Source organism: Alteromonas sp. MmMcT2-2, from assembly GCF_022348305.1.
In the GTDB taxonomy this organism is placed as follows: Bacteria; Pseudomonadota; Gammaproteobacteria; order Enterobacterales; family Alteromonadaceae; genus Alteromonas; species Alteromonas macleodii.
In genome coordinates, this window is record NZ_JAKRFA010000009.1 from 63543 (window position 1) to 89150 (window position 25608).

The 25608-nt window shown below is 46.2% G+C and carries 20 protein-coding genes; 9 read left to right on the plus strand and 11 right to left on the minus strand.

Annotated elements, in window-relative coordinates; genetic code table 11:
• Positions 1-5 precede the first annotated feature (5 nt).
• The 3 genes from MHM99_RS07810 (at position 6) to MHM99_RS07820 (ending at position 3435) form a co-directional block, all read left to right on the plus strand.
• Complete coding sequence (locus MHM99_RS07810) at positions 6-503, plus strand: alpha/beta hydrolase (RefSeq protein WP_014947828.1); 498 nt, start codon at positions 6-8, stop codon at positions 501-503.
• Between the two features lie 113 nt (positions 504-616).
• A complete protein-coding gene (locus MHM99_RS07815) occupies positions 617-2458 on the plus strand; it encodes a bifunctional acetyl-CoA hydrolase/transferase family protein/GNAT family N-acetyltransferase (protein ID WP_014947829.1) in 1842 nt (613 codons plus the stop codon).
• On the plus strand, positions 2455-3435 hold the full coding sequence (locus MHM99_RS07820) for a histone deacetylase family protein (RefSeq protein ID WP_168462698.1): 981 nt from the start codon (positions 2455-2457) through the stop codon (positions 3433-3435). Before MHM99_RS07815 ends, MHM99_RS07820 begins: the two co-directional genes overlap by 4 nt.
• A 95-nt stretch (positions 3436-3530) precedes the next feature.
• Here the strand turns inward: MHM99_RS07820 and MHM99_RS07825 are convergent, their stop codons facing one another.
• From MHM99_RS07825 to MHM99_RS07835, 3 genes are all read right to left on the minus strand, one after another.
• The gene (locus tag MHM99_RS07825; protein ID WP_069943519.1) at positions 3531-4271 is read right to left on the minus strand and encodes a glutaredoxin; all 741 of its coding nucleotides are present in this window, start codon (positions 4269-4271) and stop codon (positions 3531-3533) included.
• Positions 4272-4393: 122 nt separating this feature from the next.
• On the minus strand, positions 4394-4912 hold the full coding sequence (locus tag MHM99_RS07830) for a DUF6436 domain-containing protein (protein ID WP_168462699.1): 519 nt from the start codon (positions 4910-4912) through the stop codon (positions 4394-4396).
• A gap of 36 nt (positions 4913-4948) precedes the next feature.
• A complete protein-coding gene (locus tag MHM99_RS07835) occupies positions 4949-6430 on the minus strand; it encodes a methyl-accepting chemotaxis protein (protein WP_049587106.1) in 1482 nt (493 codons plus the stop codon).
• 173 nt (positions 6431-6603) lie between these two features.
• Here MHM99_RS07835 and MHM99_RS07840 point away from each other — a divergent pair, with 173 nt between their 5' ends.
• A complete protein-coding gene (locus tag MHM99_RS07840; RefSeq protein ID WP_049587105.1) occupies positions 6604-7476 on the plus strand; it encodes a hypothetical protein in 873 nt (290 codons plus the stop codon).
• An 81-nt stretch (positions 7477-7557) separates the two neighbouring features.
• Here MHM99_RS07840 and MHM99_RS07845 read toward each other — a convergent pair whose 3' ends face one another.
• From MHM99_RS07845 to MHM99_RS07860, 4 genes are all read right to left on the minus strand, one after another.
• Positions 7558-9000 carry a DUF3300 domain-containing protein gene (locus MHM99_RS07845; RefSeq protein ID WP_049587104.1) on the minus strand — a complete coding sequence of 481 codons (1443 nt, stop codon included), beginning with the start codon at positions 8998-9000 and terminating at the stop codon, positions 7558-7560.
• Between the two features lie 135 nt (positions 9001-9135).
• Entirely contained in the window at positions 9136-9750 is a 615-nt protein-coding gene (gene ribA / locus MHM99_RS07850; RefSeq protein WP_049587102.1) for a GTP cyclohydrolase II, read from the minus strand.
• Positions 9751-9882: 132 nt separating this feature from the next.
• Positions 9883-12729, minus strand: coding sequence for an EAL domain-containing protein (locus MHM99_RS07855; RefSeq protein ID WP_231514229.1), 2847 nt, complete (start codon positions 12727-12729; stop codon positions 9883-9885).
• Positions 12730-12817: 88 nt separating this feature from the next.
• Positions 12818-13135, minus strand: a complete 318-nt coding sequence (locus MHM99_RS07860; RefSeq protein ID WP_014975341.1) for a hypothetical protein — start codon at positions 13133-13135, stop codon at positions 12818-12820.
• Between the two features lie 105 nt (positions 13136-13240).
• Between MHM99_RS07860 and MHM99_RS07865 the strand changes: the two genes are divergently transcribed.
• Positions 13241-13909 carry a glutathione S-transferase gene (locus MHM99_RS07865; RefSeq protein ID WP_014975342.1) on the plus strand — a complete coding sequence of 223 codons (669 nt, stop codon included), beginning with the start codon at positions 13241-13243 and terminating at the stop codon, positions 13907-13909.
• Positions 13910-13994: 85 nt separating this feature from the next.
• Here MHM99_RS07865 and recQ read toward each other — a convergent pair whose 3' ends face one another.
• On the minus strand, positions 13995-15836 hold the full coding sequence (gene recQ, locus MHM99_RS07870; protein WP_049587101.1) for a DNA helicase RecQ: 1842 nt from the start codon (positions 15834-15836) through the stop codon (positions 13995-13997).
• A 213-nt stretch (positions 15837-16049) separates the two neighbouring features.
• Here recQ and MHM99_RS07875 point away from each other — a divergent pair, with 213 nt between their 5' ends.
• The 3 genes from MHM99_RS07875 to rarD all read left to right on the plus strand — a co-directional run bounded on the left by MHM99_RS07875 (position 16050) and on the right by rarD (position 19130).
• The gene (locus tag MHM99_RS07875) at positions 16050-16562 is read left to right on the plus strand and encodes a thioesterase family protein (protein WP_049587099.1); all 513 of its coding nucleotides are present in this window, start codon (positions 16050-16052) and stop codon (positions 16560-16562) included.
• Between the two features lie 86 nt (positions 16563-16648).
• A complete protein-coding gene (locus MHM99_RS07880; protein ID WP_014977961.1) occupies positions 16649-17986 on the plus strand; it encodes a magnesium transporter in 1338 nt (445 codons plus the stop codon).
• Between the two features lie 229 nt (positions 17987-18215).
• Positions 18216-19130 carry an EamA family transporter RarD gene (rarD, locus tag MHM99_RS07885; RefSeq protein ID WP_014977962.1) on the plus strand — a complete coding sequence of 305 codons (915 nt, stop codon included), beginning with the start codon at positions 18216-18218 and terminating at the stop codon, positions 19128-19130.
• Positions 19131-19196: 66 nt separating this feature from the next.
• Here rarD and MHM99_RS07890 read toward each other — a convergent pair whose 3' ends face one another.
• Together MHM99_RS07890 and uvrD are read right to left on the minus strand one after the other, a co-directional pair.
• Positions 19197-20474: a diguanylate cyclase gene (locus MHM99_RS07890; RefSeq protein WP_014977963.1), complete on the minus strand. Its 1278-nt coding sequence runs from the start codon at positions 20472-20474 to the stop codon at positions 19197-19199.
• A gap of 42 nt (positions 20475-20516) precedes the next feature.
• A complete protein-coding gene (gene uvrD / locus MHM99_RS07895; protein WP_014977964.1) occupies positions 20517-22688 on the minus strand; it encodes a DNA helicase II in 2172 nt (723 codons plus the stop codon).
• Positions 22689-23151: 463 nt separating this feature from the next.
• Between uvrD and cysE the strand changes: the two genes are divergently transcribed.
• Positions 23152-23964, plus strand: a complete 813-nt coding sequence (gene cysE / locus MHM99_RS07900; RefSeq protein WP_049587097.1) for a serine O-acetyltransferase — start codon at positions 23152-23154, stop codon at positions 23962-23964.
• Here the strand turns inward: cysE and MHM99_RS07905 are convergent.
• Complete coding sequence (locus MHM99_RS07905) at positions 23957-25465, minus strand: diguanylate cyclase (protein ID WP_049587095.1); 1509 nt, start codon at positions 25463-25465, stop codon at positions 23957-23959. The genes cysE and MHM99_RS07905 overlap by 8 nt on opposite strands.
• Positions 25466-25608 lie beyond the last annotated feature (143 nt).

Genomic DNA, 25608 nt, shown 5'->3' on the forward strand with positions numbered 1-25608 from the left:
CGGTAATGACCACCGTTGTTTTTTCTCACGGCAAAGAAAGCGGTCCATGGGGCAGTAAAATAACAACGCTTTCAAATGTAGCGAGCGATATGGGTTTTGGCGTCGAGAGTATTGATTATCAAGATCTCGACTGCCCGGAAGCTCGCCTAGCGCGACTTAAAGAGTTTATTGCTGAAAAGTGCAATGATGTTGTTCTGGTTGGCTCAAGCATGGGCGGCTATGTATCACTTGCCGCAGCAAGCCAAATCTCGGCACGAGGCGTATTCCTTATGGCTCCTGCACTGTATTTGCCAAACTACGAAATTCAACGGTTCCCCTACGACGGCTACGTGAGCCTAGTGCACGGCTGGAATGACGATATCGTGCCTATCGAAAATAGCTTAAAGTATGCGCGCCATCAAAAAGCTCAGCTCTTGTTACTTAATGACGGCCATCGCCTAGCGAATAGCAAATCTGTTATTTCTCCGTTTTTCAGAAATTGGTTGGAAAAATTTCGATACTAATGATGAATCGGTAAGCCTACGACCAATCGCTTATAGTTCACGCTTAAGCAAATGCGGGAAAGCGCCTGTTTTTATGGCATGATGAGTTATTGCTTAAAACAGGGCAGATGGAAATGACATTTAGTTTACCTCAAGCGCCACAATGGTCGTCGCTGATAAAGTCTGGTTGCCGTGTCTTTGTTGGCGGAAATGCCTCGGTGCCGCATGCACTAGTGCAGCATCTCATTGATAACAGCGAAGGGTTTAGCGACATCGAGCTGGTTCATATGCTGGCTTTAGGCGACACCCGATGGGTGAAAGAAGAGTATAAAAACCTCTTTAAAGCGAATACATTCTTCATTGGTGGCGAAGCCATGCGTAAGGCGGTCGATGAGGGCCGCGCTGACTATACCCCCGTTTTCCTGTCTGAAATATCAAGCTTATTTAGCGACGGTACGCTAGCACTGGATGCTGCGCTGGTTAACGTAAGCCCACCCGATGAATTCGGTTATTGCTCACTAGGTCCTGCTGTGGATATTGCTATGTCGGCAATCAGACAAAGCAAAAAGGTCATTGCTCAAATTAATCCTCAGGTGCCAAGAACCGCCGGGCACTCTTATATTCATATCAGCGAAATAACGGCCTGCATTGAAGCCGAAGAGCCGCTTGTGGAAGTAACGCCGCCGCCTATCGATTCGGTGGCAGAGCGAATTGGTCAGTATGTTTCAATGCTGGTGGATGATGGTGCAACGCTGCAATTTGGTATTGGGAAAATACCGAGTGCCACCCTTAAATATCTGTGTAACCACAAAGACTTAGGCATTCACAGCGAAATGCTCACCGACAGTATTATTGAACTGTTGGAGTCGGGTGCTATCACCAACAAGAAGAAGACTTTTCACCCCGGTAAAATTGTTACTAGCTTTGCTATTGGTACTCGCCAGCTTTACGATTTAATCGACAGCAACCCTCACATTGAATTTTATCCAAGTAGCTACGTAAACAAACCCACCAATATTGCCAAGAACGATAATATGGTTGCCATTAATAGTGCGCTTGAAGTGGATTTAACCGGTCAGGTCGTCGCCGATTCATTGGGCTACGACTTTTACAGTGGCATAGGCGGGCAAGTTGATTTCGTAACGGGCGCGTCTATCAGTAAAGGTGGGAAAGCGATTATAGCGCTGCCTTCTACTGCCAAGAATGAAACCATTTCCCGTATCACACCCCGTATCAGTGAAGGGGCGGGTGTTGTTACTTCGCGGGGGAATGTTCAGTACGTGGTGACCGAATACGGCATAGCATCGCTTAAAGGCAAAAGCATTCGAGAGCGTGCATTGGAACTTATTCGTGTGGCACACCCCAAATTCCGTGCAGCGCTCTTAGAAGAAGTAAGACAGCATTATTGGGTACCTCATTATCAGGAAAAGTATCCAACCGATATTCCAGAACTGGGTGCTATTCAGCTTAAAAAACTGAATATTCAGGGGGAAACCTATTACATGCGCCCGCTGAACCCCGCCGATGAAAGGCGTTTGCAGGAATTCTTTTACTCCCATACGAAAGAAACACTAAGGCTGCGTTACAACTACGACCCGAAGCAAATGTCGCGCGAAAAGTCGTGTAATTTAGTGTCGGTGGATCAAAGCTCAGATGCTGCGTTATGTATTGTAAGGCAAGAAGGCTCCCGTATTACCATTCACGCAGTAGGGCGGTTTTACTTCAATCCAAATGACAATACCTGTGAAGCAGCGTTTGTTACCCGTGAAACCCAGCAAGGGAAGGGGATGGCAAGCAGGCTGCTAAACGAATTGATCAACGTTGCGAAAAAAAGAGGCATTGCAAAGATGATGGCCTACGTGCGTGGCGATAACAGCCCGATGATTGCCATTTTCGAGCAAGCGCAATTTAAACGGAAGTTCACTGGCGACCCCAGTGACATAGAGTTAGTACTAGATGTGGCATCACTCGCATGACAATTAAAATTTTTCGCGGCAAACACGGCACTAAACACGACTTGGGGAAAGATCATCCCGAGTCACCGGACCGCCTGTTCGCCATAGACGACCAATTACTGTCTTCTGGACTCGATATGGTGTGTGAGCACGCTGATGCTACGCCAATTGCTGAAGCTTATCTTAAGTTAGCCCATGACCCTTACTATGTGAAAAGTGTGTTTGAGCATGCGGCTCAGTCCATATTTAGCGACCACGAAAAAACGCTCTATTCCGAACGCAAGGATAACGTGGCATGGTTAGACGAAGATACCGGCTTGATGCGACACAGCTTAAATGCAGCACTTGAGTCGGCTGGTGCGGGATGTAACGCGGTGGATTGGGTTATGGAAGGCAGTGACAGGCAGGCGTTCTGCGCGACAAGACCGCCAGGTCACCACGCTACATACGACAGCGCCATGGGCTTCTGTATTTTTAATAACATTGTTATAGCCGCGCGCTATGCCCTTCAAAACTATGAACTAAAGCGCGTTGCCATAATCGATTTTGATGTTCACCACGGAAACGGTACCGAGCAAATTGTTGCTGGCGATCAACGCATCATGCTTTGCAGCAGTTTCCAGCATCCTTTTTATCCACACAGTGGTTCACCGGTGTCGGCAAGTAATATTCTTTCTGTACCGCTAGAAGCAGGCTCTACAGGTGAGGTATTTAGAGAAAAAGTGCAGCACTGGTTTAACGCATTGTGCAACTTTCAACCTGAGCTGATTTTTATCTCAGCGGGTTTTGATGCCCACGCAGAAGATCCAATGGCGCATTTGCGACTGGTGGAAGACGATTATTTCTGGATAAGCCAACAACTTCGCGCAGTGGCTGACGAGTGTTGCCATGGTCGCATAGTCAGCATGTTAGAAGGTGGCTACGATTTAAGTGCATTAGGCCGCAGTGTGGTGTCGCACCTTAAAGGTATGAGCCGCCCTATTGAAGAAACTCAATAGGGCTTCATAGCAAGTGAATTATCGTGTTGTTAATTCAACGGGTAAACACGGTAATAGATACCAGCTCAACACCGGTGCATCAGCCTTCATTTAACTTAGGCTATCCATCGTGTAAGCATGTAAAGGCCAGCACCTAACATGGCAAGGTTTTCGGTAAGCGAGATAAACCCAAGAGGAAGGTCTGAATTACCGCCCACACAGGCGCACTTAAGTTCACGTTTATCGATATATACCGCTTTAATAACTGAAACTGCACCTATTGCACCGATAAAAATAGAAACAGGTGAAACTAATAGTGCGGGAAGCCCCGCTAGCATACCAAGCCCAGCAAACGCTTCTGCGAAAGGGTACACATACGCGTACCTTACGTGCTTCATTGCCAGTAAGTCATAAGTAATGAATTGATTTGAGAACGCTACAATGTCCTGTAGTTTTTGCAATGCGAGGATCACCATGGTGACGCCAATGAAATTCATTATGAAAGGTTCAATACCTGTCGGGAGTCCACCTTTTAGCATGAGCGCAAATACCACAAGGGCGGCTAAAGAAAAAATCACAATGATAGGTGTGTAGCGCGAACCGAACTCACTTTCTTGCTTCAAATTGAAATAATCTCGTAAGTCATCATAGCCACCAATTCGCTTATCATCGATAAACGTTTGCGGCGTGGTTTTCACATTGTGCTTCTCTTTAAAAGCGTCAGTTTCACTTCGGTTGGACAAGTGATGGTCTTCAACATCGTAGCCCTTCCTTTCTAGCAAATCTTTCGACTTAAGTCCGAAGGGACAAATGTGATCAGGGGTAACCATGCGATAAAGAACGGCGCGCTTTGACATTGTGGACTCCTTGTAAACCTTTCACGAAACGGCACCTAGTGCGCAAAATATGCGCGCCTTCTGCCATATTTATAGTGGTATCACGATATACAAAGATAAATTACATAATCCATGCCAAGGGTTTAACAGAAGCATCCAGTTGCATCAGTGTTAATTACCGCACCGTTGTAGGGGAGTAGTGTGGTATAGCTTACAACCTGTTCGACAAGGTTCTTTCCGGTAAAGCATCCGTAGCCCGTTGCGTATGGACCTAAATAGCGAAGCTGATTTTGCATGTCTAAAACTATAAGCGCGGGCACTGCATCAAGCATAGCGGCGAGTTCTGGTACGTCTTCTATATTCACTCTGACTTGATGAAAGTCATTTCCTAGCTTTGTTAATAGCTGAGTTTGGTGAGGTGTAGTTAACGTTTCACAGTAGCAACGAGACTGCGTTCCCACATGAATAACAGAACCAGGGGCAATATTTTGTTCGTTTAGTAGTTCGACAAGTGAAGCGTCAAAATTAGGCGCTGTTGTGCGGTGAAGTAAATCACCATTTGGGTCGAAGGAAGAAAGCTGGCGCTGACCGTAAACCAACAAGGCGGTGAGTAAACTCACCGCCCATAACAACAAAAGTATCCAGCTTGTTTTTTTATGCATAACCCAAATGCCAACAGCGTGCTTCTAGCGCTTTGGTTAAAGCTTAAATCGCTCGATAGCACTGCGCATGCGTTGAGAGATTTGTGACAACACCTCAACTTCGCCTGCTAGCGATTCAGCGGTAGCCAGTTCCTCAGAAGTGAATTCGCTTAATCGCGCCGTACTTTGCGCTATAGAAGACGATGCGGTTTCTTGCTCCACCGCTGATGTCGCTATTTCGGTCATGCTTTCGCTCGCTTCGCGAATTTGCTGCATGATCTGGGTCATGGCTGAAGTGGCGTTATCGCTCGATACAACGGCTTCATCAACCAGCTGAATGCAGGTTTGCATTTGTTCGACTGAACTGGCGGTTTGGGCAACTAGCTGCTCAGTAATACTTGTGATTTGGTCTGCACTTTCTTTTGAGCGAATAGCCAAAGTGCGTACTTCATCGGCAACAACGGCAAAACCTCTGCCGTGTTCCCCTGCGCGGGCTGACTCGATTGCTGCGTTCAACGCAAGCAAGTTAGTTTGCTCGGCAACGGCGGTGATGGAGCGCATTGCGTCAGAAATATGCGCGCACTGCTCGTTAAGCGCCGAGTTTGTCTGCGCTGCCGCATTTAATGTGTTGCGCAGCGAATCTATGGTGCGGCTTGTGTTGGAAATAGAGTCTCGCGTAGTCTGCGAAGAACTTTGTGCCGCAGAGGCTTTGTCGCTGGCAAGGGTTGTTTGTTCGGTAGACAGCTGCATCGTTTGTGCGATTTCTTCTGACGATGCCGATACCATGGCAATCTCTTGGTCAGTGTTTCTGCTGATTTCAAACATGTTGTTTGCCGCCAGCTCCATCTTGTCACAGCCTCTAACAACTTCGTCTGTTAAATTTGAAGCAAGCTCAATTAATGCTTTTACTTGGTCGATGAGCTCTGCGAAAGGTCTCACAATCTTGTGGCCTCGGTTAAGTTCAATAGATAAATCGAGTCTACCGTCACCCTTTTGCATGGTCTCAATAGCTAAGCGCAGTTCAGCCGCACCGGCACCTTCTTGATGACTTTGTTTAGCCATGTACATCAAAACACCGCCCTCAGAAAGCGCGAATACGGCGTGCATCAGCAAGATAGGAAAGGTTACGTGACCTTCTTCAAAAATAAATAACGGCGCGCCGCCCGCTTGTAAAAAGAAGAACGAAATATGATGTACAGCAACGACTGCGGTGCCGGTTGCCACCACTTTCCAGTCTCTAAAGTAGGAAAGAAATGCCAGAAGAACAAAGATTTCAAAGTGGACTTCAATTAACCCGAATGACTGGTGGATGTGGAGGGCTGTCAGCAGTTGAACACCGATAGCCATCGCATGGCGACTTATCGCTGAATAGGGGGTTTGCAAACTAAGGACAAGTGGTACGGCAGCAATTGGAATACCAAGAACAAATGCAGGAAAAATTTCGCCAGTATAAAAACCGATGCCAATCGCAATCAGCAGTTGGATAACAATTACAACGCGAAAAATCTTGTGACCTTCTAGGAGCCAAGGGTACTGCATGCCAATCTCCGACAAGTATTTGGGATTAAGTGTAGGTTAAAAATGAGGGGTGTGCTAACTTCGCCACAGTTTACGTAAGTCACGGTTTTTACGCCATTTAACTTTTGTATAGAAGTTACTGTTATTAAAAAAGTTTAATCTTCGAATGCCTAAATAAGCTAAAGGACACAATCATGCCTGCCATCGCCTTTCTTTCTACTGACCACCTTGAAGACTTTTTTGTGTACGACGAGCTTTTGATCCCGTTTTTCAATGATAACGGTTGGTCTGTAGAAACCATATCTTGGCATAGTCAGTCAGAAAACTGGGATAGGTTTGACTACGTGATTGTGCGCAGTACATGGGATTATCAGCAGCATCCAGAGGCCTTTCTGGCTTGTTTGACTCAAATTGATGCGTCGAGAGCAACCTTGCTCAATCCATTGCCTCTTATGCAGTGGAATATTGAAAAGCACTACTTAAAAGACCTACAGGACAAGGGCGTGCCTATTGTAAGTACACGGTGGAGTAATGCATTTAATAACAGTGTTATTGATGAGGCCTTTTCCCATTTCAATTGCGACACTGTGGTGGTTAAACCTACGCTTAGCGCTAATGCTGATGATACGTTTAAGCTCTCGGTCTCAAATTGGCATGAACAGCAACAGGTGCTTTCTGATACGTTTAATCAACGTGATTTCATGATTCAACCTTTCTTAAATAGCGTGGTTGAAGAAGGGGAGTACTCGCTTTTCTATTTTGGCGGGAAGTACAGCCATGCCATTAAAAAGATGCCGCAGAAAGGCGATTTTCGCGTACAAGAAGAACACGGGGGGAGCTTACATCCCATTGCCGTAGATGAAGAACAACTTGATATTGCCCAGAAAGCATTGTCAGAAATGCCTTGCGAAGCACTTTATGCACGGGTTGATTTAGTCAGGCAGGGCAGTGGCTGGGCGATAATGGAACTTGAACTTATTGAGCCCTCTCTTTACTTCAATTTAGATGAACAGTCTCCCCTGCGCTTTGTCGACGCATTGATAAGCTTTCATTTGAATAGGGCCTAAGCGTTGAATAAATGAAAAGTGAAGCCAGCAAATTATAGGTTTGCTGGCTTACTGATAGGAAACTAACTTTTTAATTTAGTGCTAACGCAGCGTCTTCTCAGTTCGTCCCTGCTTTATCGTCCTGTTTCTGCTTGATTCATAATTCTTAACTTGAGCACGGCTTACTGAAGAAGTACTCGCCCGCTCAATTCGTCTTGGCTTACTGCTCTCTCGAGCCACCGGCTTGTTTTGCGGACTCGTTCTTTCAAATCGCTCTCGATTTATGTTTTGTTTGGCTGGGCGCTTTAGCGTGTTTTCTCTATTAGCATATCGCTTCGACTCTGACGGTGTTGATATCCGAGCGGGTTTGTCCCGCTTTAACTGGCTTAGCGTCCGGTCCCTAGTCGGCTTCTCGCTTCTGCTCGCCGCTTGATTGCGTTTTAGCGCGTGCTCAATGGATTGTTTGCGGCTTACCGAGTCTTGTTTGTTCTGAAAACGACTTTCTCTAAGTGGCGTTACCTTTTTTGGTTCAATAGTGCGTCTTACTGCCTTGATATTTTCCGTGCGCGCAATGGGTCTTACGGTATTTTTGTCATTGTGGCGTTTCGATGTGTTTACCGTGCTAACGTGTTTATTAGACAAGTGCTTTGCCCGCGACACACCCGCATGTTCATATCGCGAAGGCGCATTGTGAACTACTTGAGTAGAGTAACGCGCACGACGATGCACCGTGTTGTGTTCCCAGCGACGATAGTCTCGGCTTATTACGCGTTTTCTTGGGCTACCGTGATAATACCGGCGTACAGGCTCGCGGTGAATAACCACATGGCGGTTATGCCAGTGCACGCTGCCAAAGAAAAAGAACGTAGAAAGATGAATACTAGGAGACCAATAGACATTGCTATGATGATGATAGCTTACGTGATGACGCCAGCGAACTGGTGAAGTTGTGTGCCACCAGTGACCGTACACAACATGAGGGTCATAATAAGGCACATACACCACTTCCCGCTGACGGGGCTCAATGTAAATTATTTCGCGAGTAGGCTCACGTTCCCGTTCAACTTCAATGTAGTCATTGGTCACCAGATTGCCAGTGTTGAAGGCGTGTTGTCGAAGCACCTGCACGCGGTCTAGCACACGGCTTTGATCAATTAATACGTTATCACCAAGTTGCTGTAACCACTGAAGATCATTCGCCATGGTGCTGAGTAAGTCGGTAAACGGAGCAAGTGCTTTTACGCTGGGATCCCAGTTAACACTCGCCAGCACATTTTCCACCTGTTCCGGGGTTAAATGTTTGTTGCTTTGGCGCCAGCGGTCGGCTGCAACTACATCAAGCGGGTAGGTAGCCGCAATCAGTATGTGAGTAAGCAGGGTATCAGGATAAAGCGCAATGGGCGCAAGTACACTGTCTAATTCAGCGTCAGAATATTGCTGCGTTGACGCAGAAACATGTGCAAGGTTGGCGTTCGACTGAGCGATGGCAGGTAGCGCTGAAACACTAGACAATGCGACAATCACAGATAAGGTTATGTTTTTCATACATTCTCCTTAGCGCATGAGCAACGGCTTTTCGCGCGCTAAATGGTAAGTCTGTATACGTTATAACCAGTCTATGATTAACCCAAGCTGAATAGAAAACGCCCACATTGGTGTGGGCGTCTTTAAGGAACTCGTCTATTTGAAAACGTGGGGGTCGAAAGCGTGCCCAAGCTTTTCTGTTTTCGTCTTTAAGTAATGCTTGTTGTCTTTGGTGATACCGTGGTCAATAGGCTTACGTGCAACCACGTCTATACCAAGTGCTTTTAGTGCTGCCAACTTTTTCGGGTTGTTTGTCATAAGCTCAACATGCTTCACACTCAGCGTATCTAGCATCAGCTTGCAGATATCGTAACTTCTTAAATCGGCGTCAAATCCAAGATGTTCGTTAGCTTCTACCGTGTCCATGCCGCTATCTTGAAGGTTGTAGGCGCGAATTTTATTTAAAAGACCAATACCGCGACCTTCTTGGCGAAGGTATAAAAGCACACCGTGGCCATTATCGACGATATTTTGCATGGCTTTTTCTAATTGAAAGCCACAGTCACAGCGAGTGCTAAATAAAGAATCGCCTGTTAAGCATTCTGAATGGATACGAATTGGCACAACGTCGTCTTCTTTCCACTCTCCATAAGAAAGGGCAACGTGTTCTTGGCCGCTGGCTTCAACAAAGCCGTGTATTTTAAAATCACCCATGCGAGTGGGTAATTTTGCGGTACTGACATATTCGTATTTAGGCTGTTTGCTACTCATGTTACTTCTACACTTTGGACAGTAGGCAATAAGTGGGGATGACTTCTTTTTTTGCAAGTCTACCATTTTATTATACGCGAGTTGACGCTAGTGCTATCACTTTTTTCGTAAGACGTATATTAAGTGCCGTTATTAAAGTGGCGTAAACTCTCGCAGCGGGGCAGGCTTTGCAACGCTATAGCCTTGGGCAAAATCAACGCCCATTTTGCCAAGTTGTGCCATGGTGCCTTCATTTTCAACGAATTCCCCGACGGTTTGCATACCCATGGCTTTCGCTACATCATTGATTGACGCAACCATAGCCGTATCTACACTGTCGTTCAGCATATCCTTGATAAACATACCGTCAATCTTTACCTGATTAACCGGCAAGCTTTTGAGGTAACTGTACGAAGAGAAGCCGCTACCGAAGTCGTCAAGAGCAAACGAGCACCCAAGGCGATTAAAGGTACGCATAAAGGCAAGGGTGTCCTCCATTTTTATTATCGCTACCGACTCGATCACCTCGAAACAGATCTTGTTGTAAGGAATATTAAAGGTTTCGAAAGCGTTTAAAATGAATAGCGTAAAATCTCTGTCTGCTAATGAATGGCAGTTAAGGTTTATACTGCATCGCCTTAACTCAGCGAGATGTTCAGGGTTTTCAGACAGCCATTTGAACGTATTTGTGACTACCCATTTGTCGACATTTACATTCATTTCAAAGCGCTCGGCCGTGGGTAAAAAATTAGCGGGCTCAACAATTTTCCCGTCTTTTTCCCTTAGGCGCAATAGCACTTCATAATAGTGACCATCGCTGGCTTTGCTCAAAGGCCTTAATGACTGGTAATAGAGTTCAAAGCGCCCTTCTTCCAAGGCGTTGTTTATAGAAGAGACCCAGTCCAACTCACGCTGATAGCGCTGCATGTTCTCGTCATCTTTATTATATTTATGCACCTGATTTCTGCCTTGCTCTTTGGCAAAATAACAGGCGGCGTCAGCCATACTTAAATACTGCCCTGAGCTAACGTTACTATCATCGCACACAACCATGCCAATACTCACGCCCAGATTGAATATTCGGTTATCCCACATGAACCGATAGGCCTGTACTGCATTGAGTATTTTCACTGCATTGAGATATACCGCATCAGCATCTAAATCTGAATAGATAACGCCAAACTCATCACCCCCGAGTCTTGCTAGCTGCGCGTTGGGTAGCAGCGTATTTTCAATCAGGCGAGCGACGTCTTTTATGAGTACATCTCCCGCTTTGTGACCGCAGGTGTCGTTAACGACTTTAAATCGGTCTAAATCTAAAAAGAGTATGCACACAGGTAACGCGCTGTGGTTATGTACTTTTTCCTTGAAAACAGATTCAAATTGCCGTCTGTTGTATACACCGGTTAGTGAGTCGTGAGTAGCCAAATACTGAAGGCTTAAATCGGATTGCTTTTTTTCCGTGATATCAATAATTGAGCCGTACAGGTAAGTTCCTTCATCGTTCTCGCGGATCTGGCAAGACAATGAAAACCAGAACTCTGTGCCGTCCCGACGTTTTCCCCGTATCTCTTTTCTGGTGACATGGCCTTGCTGTGATATCTCACCTAACAATACATGTCTGTCTTCTGGTGATGCGTAAAAGGCTTTTGTGCTTGCCCCCTCGCTAAGCATTTCTTCCTCATTCTCATACCCAAACACCTTGCACATCGCAGGGTTAACTGAAATTAGCTTTCCGTCCCAGGTTGATGTGTAGTGTCCTTCAGCGGAGTTTCGGAACAAGTCATAAAAGTGATTTAAGCTAGAAATCGTTTCAGCTTGTGAGGAGAGCTTATGTTGATTGAGTACCTGCTCTTTTGTGATGACCGCAAATCCAAAACACAGGAAACCCAAGGTTAAGAAAAACAGCATACCCATCGCGACATCGACAGTATAAATAAGGTCGCTGAAAAGGTTTTGGGTCACCAAAGCGTAAAACGCAAAGAAAGATAGCCAGGCCAGAATATAAGTGGTGCTGACAACACTACTGTCTTTGTCTTTAAAGATAAGAGCGAGGGTAACGTGATACAAACCCATCGCCGCTGTGAGTATAAGCAGCGTGATTGTGACCATATAAGCATTTACGGTAAAACAGTAAATGGTAGCAGCAAGAGGTAGAGCATAATTTAGCAGTCTTAAAACGAATGGCACACGAGAGAACAGGTGATGAGTCACTTTTCCAATACACAGTAGTAATACGCCGAAGCATACGGCGTAAAAATGCTCGCTGGCGTTAGTCAGGCTAGGCCAAAACGCGAGGCCACCCTCTGTAATGAACAGCAACGCAATAAGCACCAATGACGACATGGTTAGCCAGAAGCGGGTAGGAATGCGCTGACATAAGTAGGAAAAAAGAAAATAGGAAGCAATGAGTGCCATCACACCCGACACAGCACCAAGTAAAGTCAGCATATTAGTGTCGTGTTGAGCAAGCAGGTCTCGCTCCCATAGTGACATTGGAAAGTACTTTAGCCCTTCGTCTTTCACTGCGATTAGTAACCGAGCGTCTTGGTATGGTTGAAGGGTGAAAGCAAGCCTGATATTTGGAAGCGGTTGTCTTAACGAATAGTCACCTTTACCAGCTTGATAACGGTACGATTTTATAATTCGCTGGCTGCTGTCTAGAAGATAAATCTGCAAATCATCAACGTTTAGACGGTCGATATTAAGCACTAAGGGAATGGCACTATAGCCAGAGTGGACAAGCTCTGTTGAATACCACACACGTTCTGTTGAAGAAGCCGTTGCTGTTGGTGTTTTTGTGGAGCTTCCCGTCAATACATCAAAATAGGTTGCGCTATTAGGTGCAATTGATACCCGTGCATAATGGTTGATGATTTCCCTTTCGAAAGACTCATCGATAACAAGCCGCGGGCTGGCAAAGGCGTTTATGCTTAGAACCACCCAACTAATGAGCAAAGCTGCAACGTACTTTGTTAGCTGGGAGATTGGCACTAGCATGATCCTTGAAGCGCTAATTATGTGTTTTCTATAGAATAATACTAGTCTGTCCTAAAAGCCAAACAGAAAGAAAAAGGCACGGTAATACTTACGTGTTTTGAAGATACTGGTAGATCGCATTCGGTGATTGTTGTGTGCCTACCGGTTCCAGCCATATCGCCTCGCAAAGCCACTCAATGCATAGTATGCATTGAAAATTTGTATTGCTGGATTGGGTGGTAACAAGCGCCTGAAAGCGATCGGCTCCCCAATCTGCGTCGGATAGTGAAAAGTGAAAAATTTCACAAAACTGCTCTGCCCACTGCTGAGTTTTAAGAGGCGTTAAAGGTAATGCAACGCGGATTTCTACGCTTTGTTCGTTAACCACGGCGTGCTGTTGAATGTCTTCTTTGGTGAGATTTTGCATAGAACTTATCAATTCGCCGGTTATTGTAAACCTGCTTGCTTTATAAAGTGTATATAGTACAACACAAAAACAATAGCGTTAATCTAAGCGTATTAAGGACGGGGTATGCTAACACTTCACCATTTAAATAACTCTCGCTCGCAGCGAATTTTGTGGCTTCTTGAAGAGCTAGGCGTAGAGTACAAAATAGAATTCTATCAACGAGACAGTAAAACAAACCTAGCGCCGGATTCATTGCGCGCTGTTCATCCGCTGGGACGCTCTCCGGTGCTTACTACGCCGCACGGTGCTATTGCCGAGTCTGGTGCTATTGTGGAATACCTTGTTCGCCATCACGCTACAGACGCATTTTCTGTACCTCAAGACCCAGAGGCACTTCAACAGTATTGGTTTTGGCTGCATTTCGCTGAAGGTTCGCTAATGCCGCCACTAGTGGCAAACTTAGTACTGGAGAAAGCGCGTCAAAAAGGTTCGAAGCCTTTCTTTATTAAGCCAATTACTAACAAACTGATAGACGGTATTTTAAATGCCTATTATGGCCCTAATTTAGCGCAGAGCTTACGCTATGTGGAATCTTACTTATCGAAAAATACTTGGTTTGCGGGTGACGCACCCAGCGGCGCTGATGTTCAAATGATATTTCCGTTAGAGTCGTTGGTAGCCAGCGGGCGTGCGAAGGACTTTACTGCCATTCAAGGTTACGTAAAACGAGTTCATGCCAGAGAAGCCTACAAAGCTGCGCTTGAGAAAGGGGGAGAATACGCTTACGCCTAGTGTGTTTATCTCTACTGCGTGCACTTTTACTTTGTGCAAACCCTGCGGCCAGCTGGAAAACAGAATCTAGTTGGCCTGCAAGCCCTCAGTGCTCTCGATTTATGTAATCATCAATAAGCTGGATAAAAGCCTCACCATAGCGCTCGAGTTTGGTTTGGCCTACGCCGCTTACATCAAGCAAGGTGTTGCGCGTAGTGGGGAGTTTACACGCCATATCCACTAAGGTGGCGTCACTAAATACCACATACGGCGGCACTTCATTTTCTTCGGCCAACACTTTGCGTAGGTGCTTAAGACGGGTGAACAACGTTCTATCGTAATTGGCAGGCGCTTGTTTTGCTTTTTTCTTGTCGGGCTTAAATTCAAGTCGCGGAACGGCAAGCTGAACCGCTACTTCACCTTTTAGCACAGGCCGAGCGGCCTCGGTTAAGCGCAATGCGGCATGGGCGGTAATATCAACGCGTATAAGGCCTTTATGAACAAGCTGGTTGATAATGTTGTGCCAGTAGCTATCCGATTTATCTTTACCTATGCCGTACGTGGAAAGCTGGTGGTGACCTGCTTCCTGAAGGCGCCTAAGCTGCTTGCCTCGCAAGACATCAATGACATACTGGCTAGAGGCTTGCTGTGAGAGCCGAAGTACACACGACAGTACTTTTTGTGCAATCACCAAACCGTCGATCATCTTAGGTGGGTCTAGGCAAATGTCGCAGTTGCCACAGGCGCTGTCACTGAACTGCGAAAAGTAATTCAGGAGTACTTGTCTACGACAGGTTTGCGCTTCTGAAAAAGCTTCCATAGCCGCAAATTTTTGTAACTCTATTTGGTTGCGCTCGGCTATTTCCCCTTGCTCTATCCACTGTTTTACGCGGGCTGCATCTTTTTCATCAAACAACAATAAAGCTTCTGACTCCAAGCCGTCTCGCCCCGCTCGGCCGGTCTCTTGATAATAGCTTTCAACACTGCGCGGAACGTCGTGGTGAACCACATAACGCACGTTCGATTTGTTGATACCCATGCCAAAGGCAACGGTAGCCACCACAATATCAATTTTATCGTTAAGAAACTGGCGTTGTACCAGCTCTCGCTCGTCGTTATCCATACCCGCGTGATAGGCCGCGCAGCGAAAACCTTGTCTGAATAATTTAGCGTGCAGATCGTCGACTTTCGCGCGACTGTTACAGTAAATAATGCCGCTACCTTCTTGTTGTTTTACGTAAGCAACAACTTGATCAAACGCTTTATACTTGCTCATTACGCGGTAGCGGATATTAGGTCTGTCGAAGCTGCCTTTATAAACCAGCGGGTCGTTAAGGTTTAGCTGCGTCAGTATGTCTGCTTGGGTCGCTGAATCTGCAGTCGCTGTGAGTCCAATCACAGGAATAGAAGGGAAGCGAGATTTTATTTGCCCCAGAGCGCGATAATCCTGCCTGAAATCGTGCCCCCAATGGGAAACGCAGTGCGCTTCATCAATGGCAAATAAGGCAATGTCGGCGTGCGCAAGCGACTGCTGAAAATAGTACTGCATTAAACGCTCAGGCGACACGTAGAGCAAGTCGAGCTTTCCTGCTTGAAGTGCGTCATTTATGCGTGCTTGTTCGTCTGTTTCTAGCGTTGAATTGAGATAGGCAGCTTTTACGCCCAGCGCTTTAAGCTGTTCTACTTGGTCCTGCATAAGCGATATAAGTGGTGACACAACAATAGCGGTGCCTTGGCGCACTAACGCAGGAATTTGATAGCACAGCGACTTGCCACCACCTGTTGGAAGCAAAACAAGTGCGTCTTTACCTTCACATACTTGGTGAATGACTTCGCCTTGACCGTCGCGAAAAGCATCGTAACCAAATACATCTTTTAAGACGGTTTCTGGTGCTTTTACACGTTGCGTTTCTGGCGCTAATTCTGATGGAGCTATTGCAGTTGTCATGGCGCTGGATTTTACGCGTTTTTGGCGACGTCTTCACGGGGCAATTTAAAAAACTAGACTAAAATTCAGCGATAGTCCTGATCAGAGGGGCAGCAGCTCTTATAATTTATTTTGATTCAACATCATTGGTTGGATGAATTTCCGTCAAACTTACGTTCGGTAGTAATGTTGCTTATAAGCACATTACAAATATCAATTCATCAAGGAAAGCGAGTGGATAACAAAACGACTAATAAAGACGAAGCTAAGGGCAGCGAAACACTAAACCATGAACTAATGATTAAACATGTAATTGCGCTTTTTCGTGATACTATGCCGTTTAACCAGTTGCTGGGCTTGGAATTTGTTACTGAAGGAGAGGGGCTGGATACAAGGATCTCCCTGCACCTTGATTGGCAACCAGCGCTGACCGGCAATCCAATGCAAAAAATCCTACACGGCGGTGTAACAGCGACTATGCTAGACACCATCGGTGGTTTAGTTTCAATTGTAGAAACCATCAAACAAACCGCACGTGAACACCTTGCGGACCTTCAAGTTAGATTGCCCACCATGGGCACAGTCGATATGCGCGTTGACTACTTAAGGCCGGGAAGAGGCGAGCGCTTTGTTGCGACAGCCACGATTATACGCAAGGGCAGTAAATTAGTGGTTTGTAGAATGGAATTGCACAATGAAAAAGGCGATCATATAGCCTTTGGCACGGGTACATATATGCTGGGATAGCAGTGTCTTAATAGGTTTGCATCATCCCACAATGCCTGTTGTTACGTTGTGTAAAGGAAGTGAGCGGTATTAACGGGAGGTGTAGCATGGCAGAGCCATTACCAGATTTAATTGAAGAGATTGTTACCGAAAGTATGGGTGACGATCCGGCGACCTTGTTAGCCACCCTTGCGGGGCAAGACGAGGTATACATCGCATCACTGTTAGAATCGTTGCCCGTAGAAAAACGTTTGGCGGTATGGGAAGGCATTCCTCGCGACCGTAAGCTCGACGTATTGGTTGAGATGCGTAGCGACCCCCGTGAAATTCTTATCGACAATACGCCGCACGACGAATGGGCATCTATTTTTGCTGATATTGACGCAGAAGATTTACTGGAACTACTTGATTCATTGCCAAAACGCCTAGTCGACATGGCCTATGAATCACTAGATTCTAAAGAGCGTAAGTACTTCAGAGAAGCGACACAATTCCCCGATAACCAAATAGGGCACTGGGTTAACCACGAGCAGTTAGTGTTACCTTCGAACGCGAAAGTGCGCGAAGGGCTACGCTTATTAAGACGTGACATACCTCAGCATTGTGACAGCATTTTTTTGGTGAACCGCTCAGGTCAATTTTCCGCGCTGGTTAAAATTAGCCACCTCTTCAATGCGCAAGATCACGTGTCGCTATTCGACTTGTCAGAAGAAAGTGTGACGACCATTCAAGGGGCTGACGACACTATGAATGCGTCGCTACTTGTTCAACGTTCTGGGCTTGCGTCGCTGCCGGTAGTTGACGAAAACAACAAGCTTCTCGGCCGATTAGATGTGACCTCTGCAAGTGAGTTGGTTAACGAGTTTTACGAACGCCAAGTGATGGCTTCGGCCGGTATGGATGAGGACGAAGATTTATTCTCGCCTGTGGCGAAAAGTGCGAAAAATCGTGCCCTTTGGCTTGGCATTAACTTGCTTACCGCATTTTTAGCTTCGTGGTTTATTGGATTGTTTGAAGGCACCCTTCAACAAGTGGTTGCCCTTGCGGTACTGATGCCGGTAGTGGCAAGTATGGGAGGCATTGCAGGTAGTCAAACGCTAACCCTGATTGTACGCGGCTTGGCGTTGGGGCAGGTCACGCCTGCCAACTTACGGGCGCTGATGGTGAAAGAGCTTAAAGTAGGCGGCGTAAATGGCGTGATTTGGGCCTTGGTAATTGGCGTTGTTGCTTATTTCTGGTTTACCGATGCCATGTTAGGGTTGGTTATCTGTTTGGCCATACTGTTCAACATTGTAGCCGCCGCACTTGCAGGCGTATTTGTGCCTGTAATATTGGACAAGCTGAAAATAGACCCAGCACTGTCGGGGTCGGTCATTTTGACTACCGTAACCGACATTGTAGGCTTTGTAGCATTCTTAGGTTTGGGCACACTGTTTCTGCTGTAGCACCATTCCCGCGATAAACCTTGTCCTGTTTTTTCATGAGGAACGCATCTTAGGCCCCATTGAATGAGCACATTTAGTGGGGCTTTTTCATTTTTTGTTAATTACGTTTCATTAATTATGCCGCTTGTTACACGTGCTTTGCCGCATTGGAAAGCGTTAAGGGTTGTGTATTCACCAAACCTGATAAACAATACGCGCCTTCTTCCCCCGAATTTCGTTGGAGTCAGTCTTGTCTAAGCAAGCCAGTGCCGCTCAAGTCGGCGTTATTTGTGCAATTGCCGCATATAGTATGTGGGGTGTTGCACCTGTTTATTTCAAACAGTTGATGGTATTGCCGGCTGCTGAAATCCTAATGCACAGGGTAATTTGGTCTGTGGTGCTTTTGGTTGGGCTTATAGCCGCGCTAAAGCAGTGGCCCAAAGTGGGCGCCGCCCTTCGCAATAAGCGCGTTATGCAGATTTTATTCGTTGCTGGCTTGTTACTCGGGGCGAATTGGCTCTTGTTTATTTGGGCAATTAATAACGACCATATTCTTGATGCAAGCCTTGGTTATTACATCAACCCTCTTATCAACGTATTTTTAGGGCGACTTTTCTTAGGTGAAAGGTTGCGTAACTTACAGCGTGTAGCCGTTGGGCTTGCCGTTATTGGCGTGGCTATTCTTATTTTCTCTTACGGCCACGTGCCGTGGATTGCGCTGGTGCTTGCGGGAAGTTTTAGCGTGTACGGCTTATTGCGCAAGCAAGTGGCAGTAGATTCGCTACCCGGCCTGTTCATTGAAACTTTAATGCTCTCGCCATTCGCTATTATTTACTGGGTCTTCTTTGGCTCTGAGTACAGTAACTTATTTAATAACGACGCCACGCTAAATACCCTTATTTTAGCGGCTGGCATTGTAACTACCGCGCCACTACTTTGTTTTACCGCTGCAGCAAGGCGCATTATGTATTCAACGCTGGGCTTTTTTCAGTACATTGGCCCAACGCTTATGTTCATTCTGGCGGTTTACCTGTACGGCGAACCGCTTGAAGAGTCGCGCTTGGTAACCTTCGGCTTTGTGTGGTTTGCGCTTATCTTGTTTAGTGCCGACTCGCTAGTTAATTACCGCAGTCAGCGTAAAGCGCGAAAGCTAGCGGTGGAGTAGGGGCTTTTGCGCACAAGTCTTTATTTAAACGTCGGACAGCTTAGCGCCGGTTGATTGAGTGAAAAGCTAAAGCAGTGAAGCTTGCTCTTGCTGAGGAACATCTGGTGGTTCGCACTTCACTTGGTTACGCCCACTATTTTTGGCGGCGTAAAGCTGCTTGTCGGCAAGGCTTAGTAGCTTATCTACGCGCTGCGTGTGGGCGCCACTTACCCCAATACTGCAGGTCACTTTAATGTCGCTTTTAGGCAGCTGAATAATTTCCGCTTCCACCACTTTTCTGAAGTCGTCTAAACGCTCACAGGCTTCTTTTAGTGGTGTTGACGGCATGTATATACAAAACTCTTCGCCACCAAAGCGGGAGATAATTTCGTCCGGAAAATAAAACTCAATAAGGGCCGCCATGGCTTTTAGCACAATGTCACCGGCGTCATGGCCATGGGTATCGTTTATCGATTTGAAAAAGTCTAGGTCAATAAGGGCGAGAGCGTGATCCTCAGACAGGTTTTGGTGTTGCACAGTAACCATGTAGAAGAAGTGGCGCCTGTTAGGCAAACCTGTTAAATAGTCGGTGTTGGCCACACGGCGAATTTCTTCAACGCTCTCAATATATTCCACGTTCTGCATCACGCGACACAAGAACTCTTCATGACAGTAGGGCACTCGCAAGAAGTCATTTGCACCACTCTTAATAAAGTGCGCAGACATTAACATGCCTTTGCCTCCAGCAACGCCCATAATTGCCAGCTGCTCTTTCGAAAAGGCTTTTCTTAAACTGGCGACAAAGTGCGTGCCTGTCATATCAGGTAACGTGTTGTCAGTGATAACAAGACGTACGTTTTTGTGTTCAGACAAGCATTGCATAGCGTCTGTAGCCGTTAGGCATTCAAACGCAATAAAATTGTGGCGCTGAAGTAATGAAACGGTTTTTGAGCGCAACACCCGATTAGTGCTTACCACGACGACACCAGTAGACTTGTTTTTTTCTAATCGGCTAATAAGACGATTGAGGTAGTCGTAGTTCTGCGAATTTTCTTTGGGAATGTAATCGACAACGTCACGTTCTAGGACTTTATCGCGAATGGCGCTATCTAAACTTTCTGTTGTAGCAATGGTGGGAATGAAAGACTCAACCGTAAAGTCGATGGCTTCGCCTTTTGGTGCATCGGGAAGCGAGTATGCCACAATTGCACACAGAAAGGTTTCCGGCATATTTTGCGAAAACCGTGCTTTGCCTTCTGTCAGCGACGTCGCGCCAACGGGGGTAAGGCCTGCCCGGCGTACTAATTTCGCTATAAGTTCAAGGTTGCCTTCACCATTTTCGATGATCAGCACGTGTTGCTGCATACATTTCAACTTAGGTTTAGGCTACCTTGCCTATTAACAATGTTACGCTTTCTCCAGCTTTGCGTAAGCAAGTACCAGCCATTTGCTGCCAAATTCGTCGAAGTTTACTTGAACTCGACCGTGCTCACCACTCCCTTCGTAGTTAAGTACGATCCCTTCGCCAAATTTACGATGTACAACTCGCTCACCTAAACTAAAACCCGTTTCTTCAAAACTGGCGTGCGACGTCGCTTGGCTAAAGCGGTTGTGCACGGGCCGCGAAATAGTCGATTTCAGCCTAACCTCTTCAACGCAGTCTGCTGGCATTTCGCGAATAAATCGAGAAGCAGTATGATACTTATCTTGGCCATAGAGTCGACGACTTTCTGCATAAGTAATATACAACTTTTGCATTGCTCTGGTCATACCAACATAGCAAAGTCTGCGTTCCTCTTCCATTCGACCTGGCTCGTCGTTGGTCATTTGGCTAGGGAACATGCCTTCTTCTACACCTGCTAAGAATACCAGCGGAAATTCAAGGCCTTTGGCGGTGTGTATGGTCATCATTTGGACGGCGTCCTGGTCTTTATCCGCCTGGGTTTCACCCGCTTCCAGCGACGCATGAGCTAGAAAGGCTGCCAGAGGCGACATTTCTTCGGCTTCTTCAGGCACGATAAAGGTCTTACATGCAGTAACCAATTCTTCTAAGTTTTCTAGACGTGCTTGAGCTTTTTCTCCGCGCTCTGCTTGGTACATAGCGTACAGACCAGATTGGCGAATAGCTTTATCGGCTTGTTGGTCAAGGGGCTCATCTAACGTGGATTGCTCTAGCTCAGTAATTAGCAACACAAAGCTTTGCATAGCGTTTAGCGCGCGGCCTTTGAAGCCACCTTCATTAATGAGCAACTGACACGCCTGCCACATTGAACAGTTGTGCATTCGCGCGGTGTCGCGCACTTGCGATAAGGTTTTCTCACCAATACCGCGACTTGGGGTGTTTACTACACGCTCGAAAGCTGCATCGTCGTGCGGGTGGCTCACCATACGCATATAGCCAAGGGCGTCTTTAATTTCTTGGCGTTCGAAGAAGCGCAGACCGCCGTATATGCGATACGCCAGCCCTTCGTGTAGCAAGGCTTCTTCCAGTACTCGAGACTGGGCGTTGTTTCGATAAAGAATGGCGGTATCAGTAAGGGCGTTGCCTTGATTAAGCCAATCTTTGATTTTCGAAACAATAAAGCGCGCTTCATCTAGCTCGTTGAAACCCGCATATACAGAAATAAGCTCGCCTTGCGCGTCTTCCGTCCAAAGTTCTTTCCCTAAACGGCCCGTATTGTTGTCGATAACTGTGTTCGCCGCTTTAAGAATGTTTCCTGTAGAGCGGTAATTCTGCTCAAGGCGAATAGTAGTAGGCTCGTTGAAGTCTTTCAGGAAGTGCTGAATATTATCTACGTTCGCGCCGCGCCAGCCGTAAATAGACTGATCGTCGTCGCCAACAATCATAATGTTATTATTACCACCACTACACAGCATACGAAGCCATGCATATTGGATATTGTTGGTATCTTGGAATTCGTCTACCAACACTGCACGGAAACGACGTTGATAGTGGGCTAATACTTCTGGGTTTTTAGCCCATAATTCATGTGCGCGTAGCAACAGTTCAGCAAAATCTACCAAGCCTGAACGGTCGCAAGCGTCTTGATAAGCTGCATAGACTTCGCGCATGGTCTTTTGAATATGATCGCCGTGGGTTTCAATGTGCTGAGGGCGCAAGCCTTCGTCTTTGTTGCCATTTATGTACCACTGAATTTGACGAGGTGCCCAATGCTTTTCGTCCAGGTTCATGGCCTTCAGAATGCGGCGAATAAGTCGATACTGATCATCCGAATCAATTATCTGGAAATTCTCAGGCAAGTTGGCTTCTGCATGGTGCGCGCGTAGTAAGCGATGCGCAAGCCCGTGGAAGGTACCAATCCACATATTGTGCAGGCTGCGACCCATCAACGACTCTATTCGGCCGCGCATTTCTTTGGCTGCTTTATTGGTAAAGGTCACTGCCAAAATAGAAAAAGGAGCGATGTTTTCGACTTCCATTAACCACGCAATGCGATGCACTAATACGCGGGTTTTACCACTGCCCGCGCCAGCCAAAACTAGGGCGTTAGATAGTGGGGCTGCTACTGCTTCACGCTGTTTGTCGTTTAGCTCGTCTAGCAGTCGAGATACATCCATAGTGTGGTACCTGTTAGTTGATAGTGTTATACATTCAGCAGCGCGCTATTATGCCACCTGCCTGTTAATTTATACAGTCCAGTTTTTCCCAGTGAAGATAAACATCAACGGCATTATACGTTCGTGTGCAATCATGATTTTAAGTATTAGTTAATGAAAGATACGAGTGCTCTAAACGTTCTATTAAATTAATGGAAGCACTCAATTAGACGCAGCGAGAGAGCAGAGTGCTTCAACGATGTATACATGTACGATACGGTTATTAGCTATAACGAATTAATTCGATAAATTGATCGAATTATGCGCTTGGTCGGTATCACATCGGTATTGCATCACATCAAACTCAGGTAAACTTTTACGCGTTCCCTTTTGTCAGCATAGATATGCCCAGCAAGGAACAAGTTTAGATTGCTTACCCAATTTTCTGATAGAACACAGCATTTATATATAACGGGACATGCTCATGACCGCACTTACAACGCCCATCGATTTTTGGTCTACGCTAAAACAAGAAGCGCAAGTTGTTGCTGAAAAAGAGCCTTTGCTGTCTAGCTATGTGCATGCCAGTGTTCTTGCACATCACAACTTTGAATCGTCGCTTAGTTTTATTCTGTCGAACAAAATGGCAGACGACGTCATGCCTGCGCTCGCCATTCGTGAAGTTTTCGATGAAGCTTACTTACTTGAGCCTGGCATCAGCGAAGCGGCTATTGCTGACATTCTAGCGATTAAGGCGCGGGATGCGGCGGTCAACGATTACCTTACTCCCTTACTTCACTTTAAAGGTTTTCATGCTGTGCAAGTACATCGCATGGCGCATTACCTTTGGGTTCATGGGCGTCATCAGCTTGCTTTATTCTTACAAAGCCGCAACTCGGCAAGCTTTGGTGTAGATATCCACCCTGCTGCGCGTATAGGTAAAGGCGTCATGTTTGACCACGCAACTGGTATTGTAGTGGGCGAAACTGCAGTAGTTGAAGACAACGTGTCTATTTTGCAGAGCGTTACATTAGGTGGTACCGGTAACGAGTCGGGCGACCGTCACCCTAAAATTCGCCAAGGCGTGTTAATTGGCGCTGGCGCCAAGATCCTTGGAAATATTGAGATAGGTGAAGGCTCAAAAGTAGGCGCAGGTAGCGTTGTACTTAATAGCGTTCCCGCTCACGTTACTGTGGTGGGTGTTCCAGCTAAAGTGGTTGGGAGACCGGTTTGTCAAAGCCCATGTGAATCCATGCGCCAAAACGTACTAGAAGATAACTCCCACCCCATTATTTGAGGGTTATTGTGTTGCCACCTTTTTCTTTTGATGCGTAGAGCGCGCGGTCGGCGCGCTGAATAAGTGTCTCGAGTGTATCGCTTTGCTGCATAAGAGTGACGCCGAAGCTCGATGATAATGACACTTCTGAAATAACGATTGCGTTTATTCCTTCACGTACTTTTTCCACCAAATTAAGGGCGTTTTGCTCGCTGATATTAGGCAGAAGCAGTACAAATTCGTCGCCGCCGAAACGGGCAAAAACATCCGCTTTACGCACAATATCCTTCGTCACCTGACTTAGTCGGCGCAATGCGTTGTCGCCGTCTACATGACCTAATTCGTCATTAATACGTTTAAACTTATCTAAATCAAACATAACAAAATAAAGCGAACTTCCCGATTCACGGCTCTGAGCCATTTCAAGTGCGCTGCGCTGGGCCAAATACTCCCGCGTATAAGCTTGGGTTAAGGTATCCACAAAAACACGGTCTTTGAGCAGAGCATTGTCTGCTTGTAACTGAGGAATGGCTATACCAAATAAAGCGTTGGCTGCAATAACGTTGAGTGCAAACTGATACACTTTGACGTAATCCATTAAAGCGAATATATGCACCAGCAAAACAATGCTTAGGCTGCTTATTGCAAGGCTTATAACATTGCGCTTCGTACTTTCAGTACACGCTATCCACATGTGGGTAATGGCGAGAAAAAAGATAGCAAATGCACTGTCACGAGACTGGGTAAGTTTTGCCAGTAACATGACGAATAGTATGAGGGCCAAATTGACTGCCACTTTTTTAAAGTAGCTGTGTAAATCGGATGAAGCGCAGTTAGAAAATGCCAAGAGGTCTATTTTAGAAGCCGCACTTATTTTTACTAACAAGCCAGCACAAAGAGGTGCAAGCACTACAACACCAGCCATATCCCCTATCCAAAAGGGCAGCATTGCCTCTTTAATATCCGCAGCTGACATCTGATTAGTGAGAACAAGTGAACCAATGACAAGTTGCGTGGCAACTAACGACGAAATACAGCCGATAATTAAGAACGAGACGATTAATTGGGGTGTGGTGACGTCGGGTTTTCTCAATAGATGGCCGAGAACACTGGCTCCTGCATAGTAAGGGAGCATATGTGCAACGCCGAATAACACGCCGCCCCACATCATTTCTACGTTACTTAACGGCAGCAAGTAGTTATGACCATTCCAGACGGTAATCGCAATGGCCGCCACCATAATAGGCACTACCGCGCGCCAACCTAAAACTAAGAAGCATGCAAGGGTGTAGCCTGCCGCAGGAAACCAAACACTGGCGTGTTCAGTGTATTCAACAATGCGTCCAATTTGCCATATGGCAATCCAAGACAAGATAATAAATATATCTTGATACAAGCCAGACAGTGGCTTAAACGGCCAAAAAGAACGACCTGTCTCGGCATGTTCATGAACATTCGAGGTTGGCTTATCTACCTTGGACGCTTGTTGCGACCTTGACTTCGAGATAGCAGGTTTTTCCATGAGGACACAAAAACTACGACTTCAGTTTTCAGTGTATAACGAGTGAGCGTTAAAATCTATACACCCTAAGTGCGGCTCTCTAGACCTTTAATAATGCGGCTTACTCAAAGGTTCACATCCCGTAAAAGAATGAGTAGTAAAGG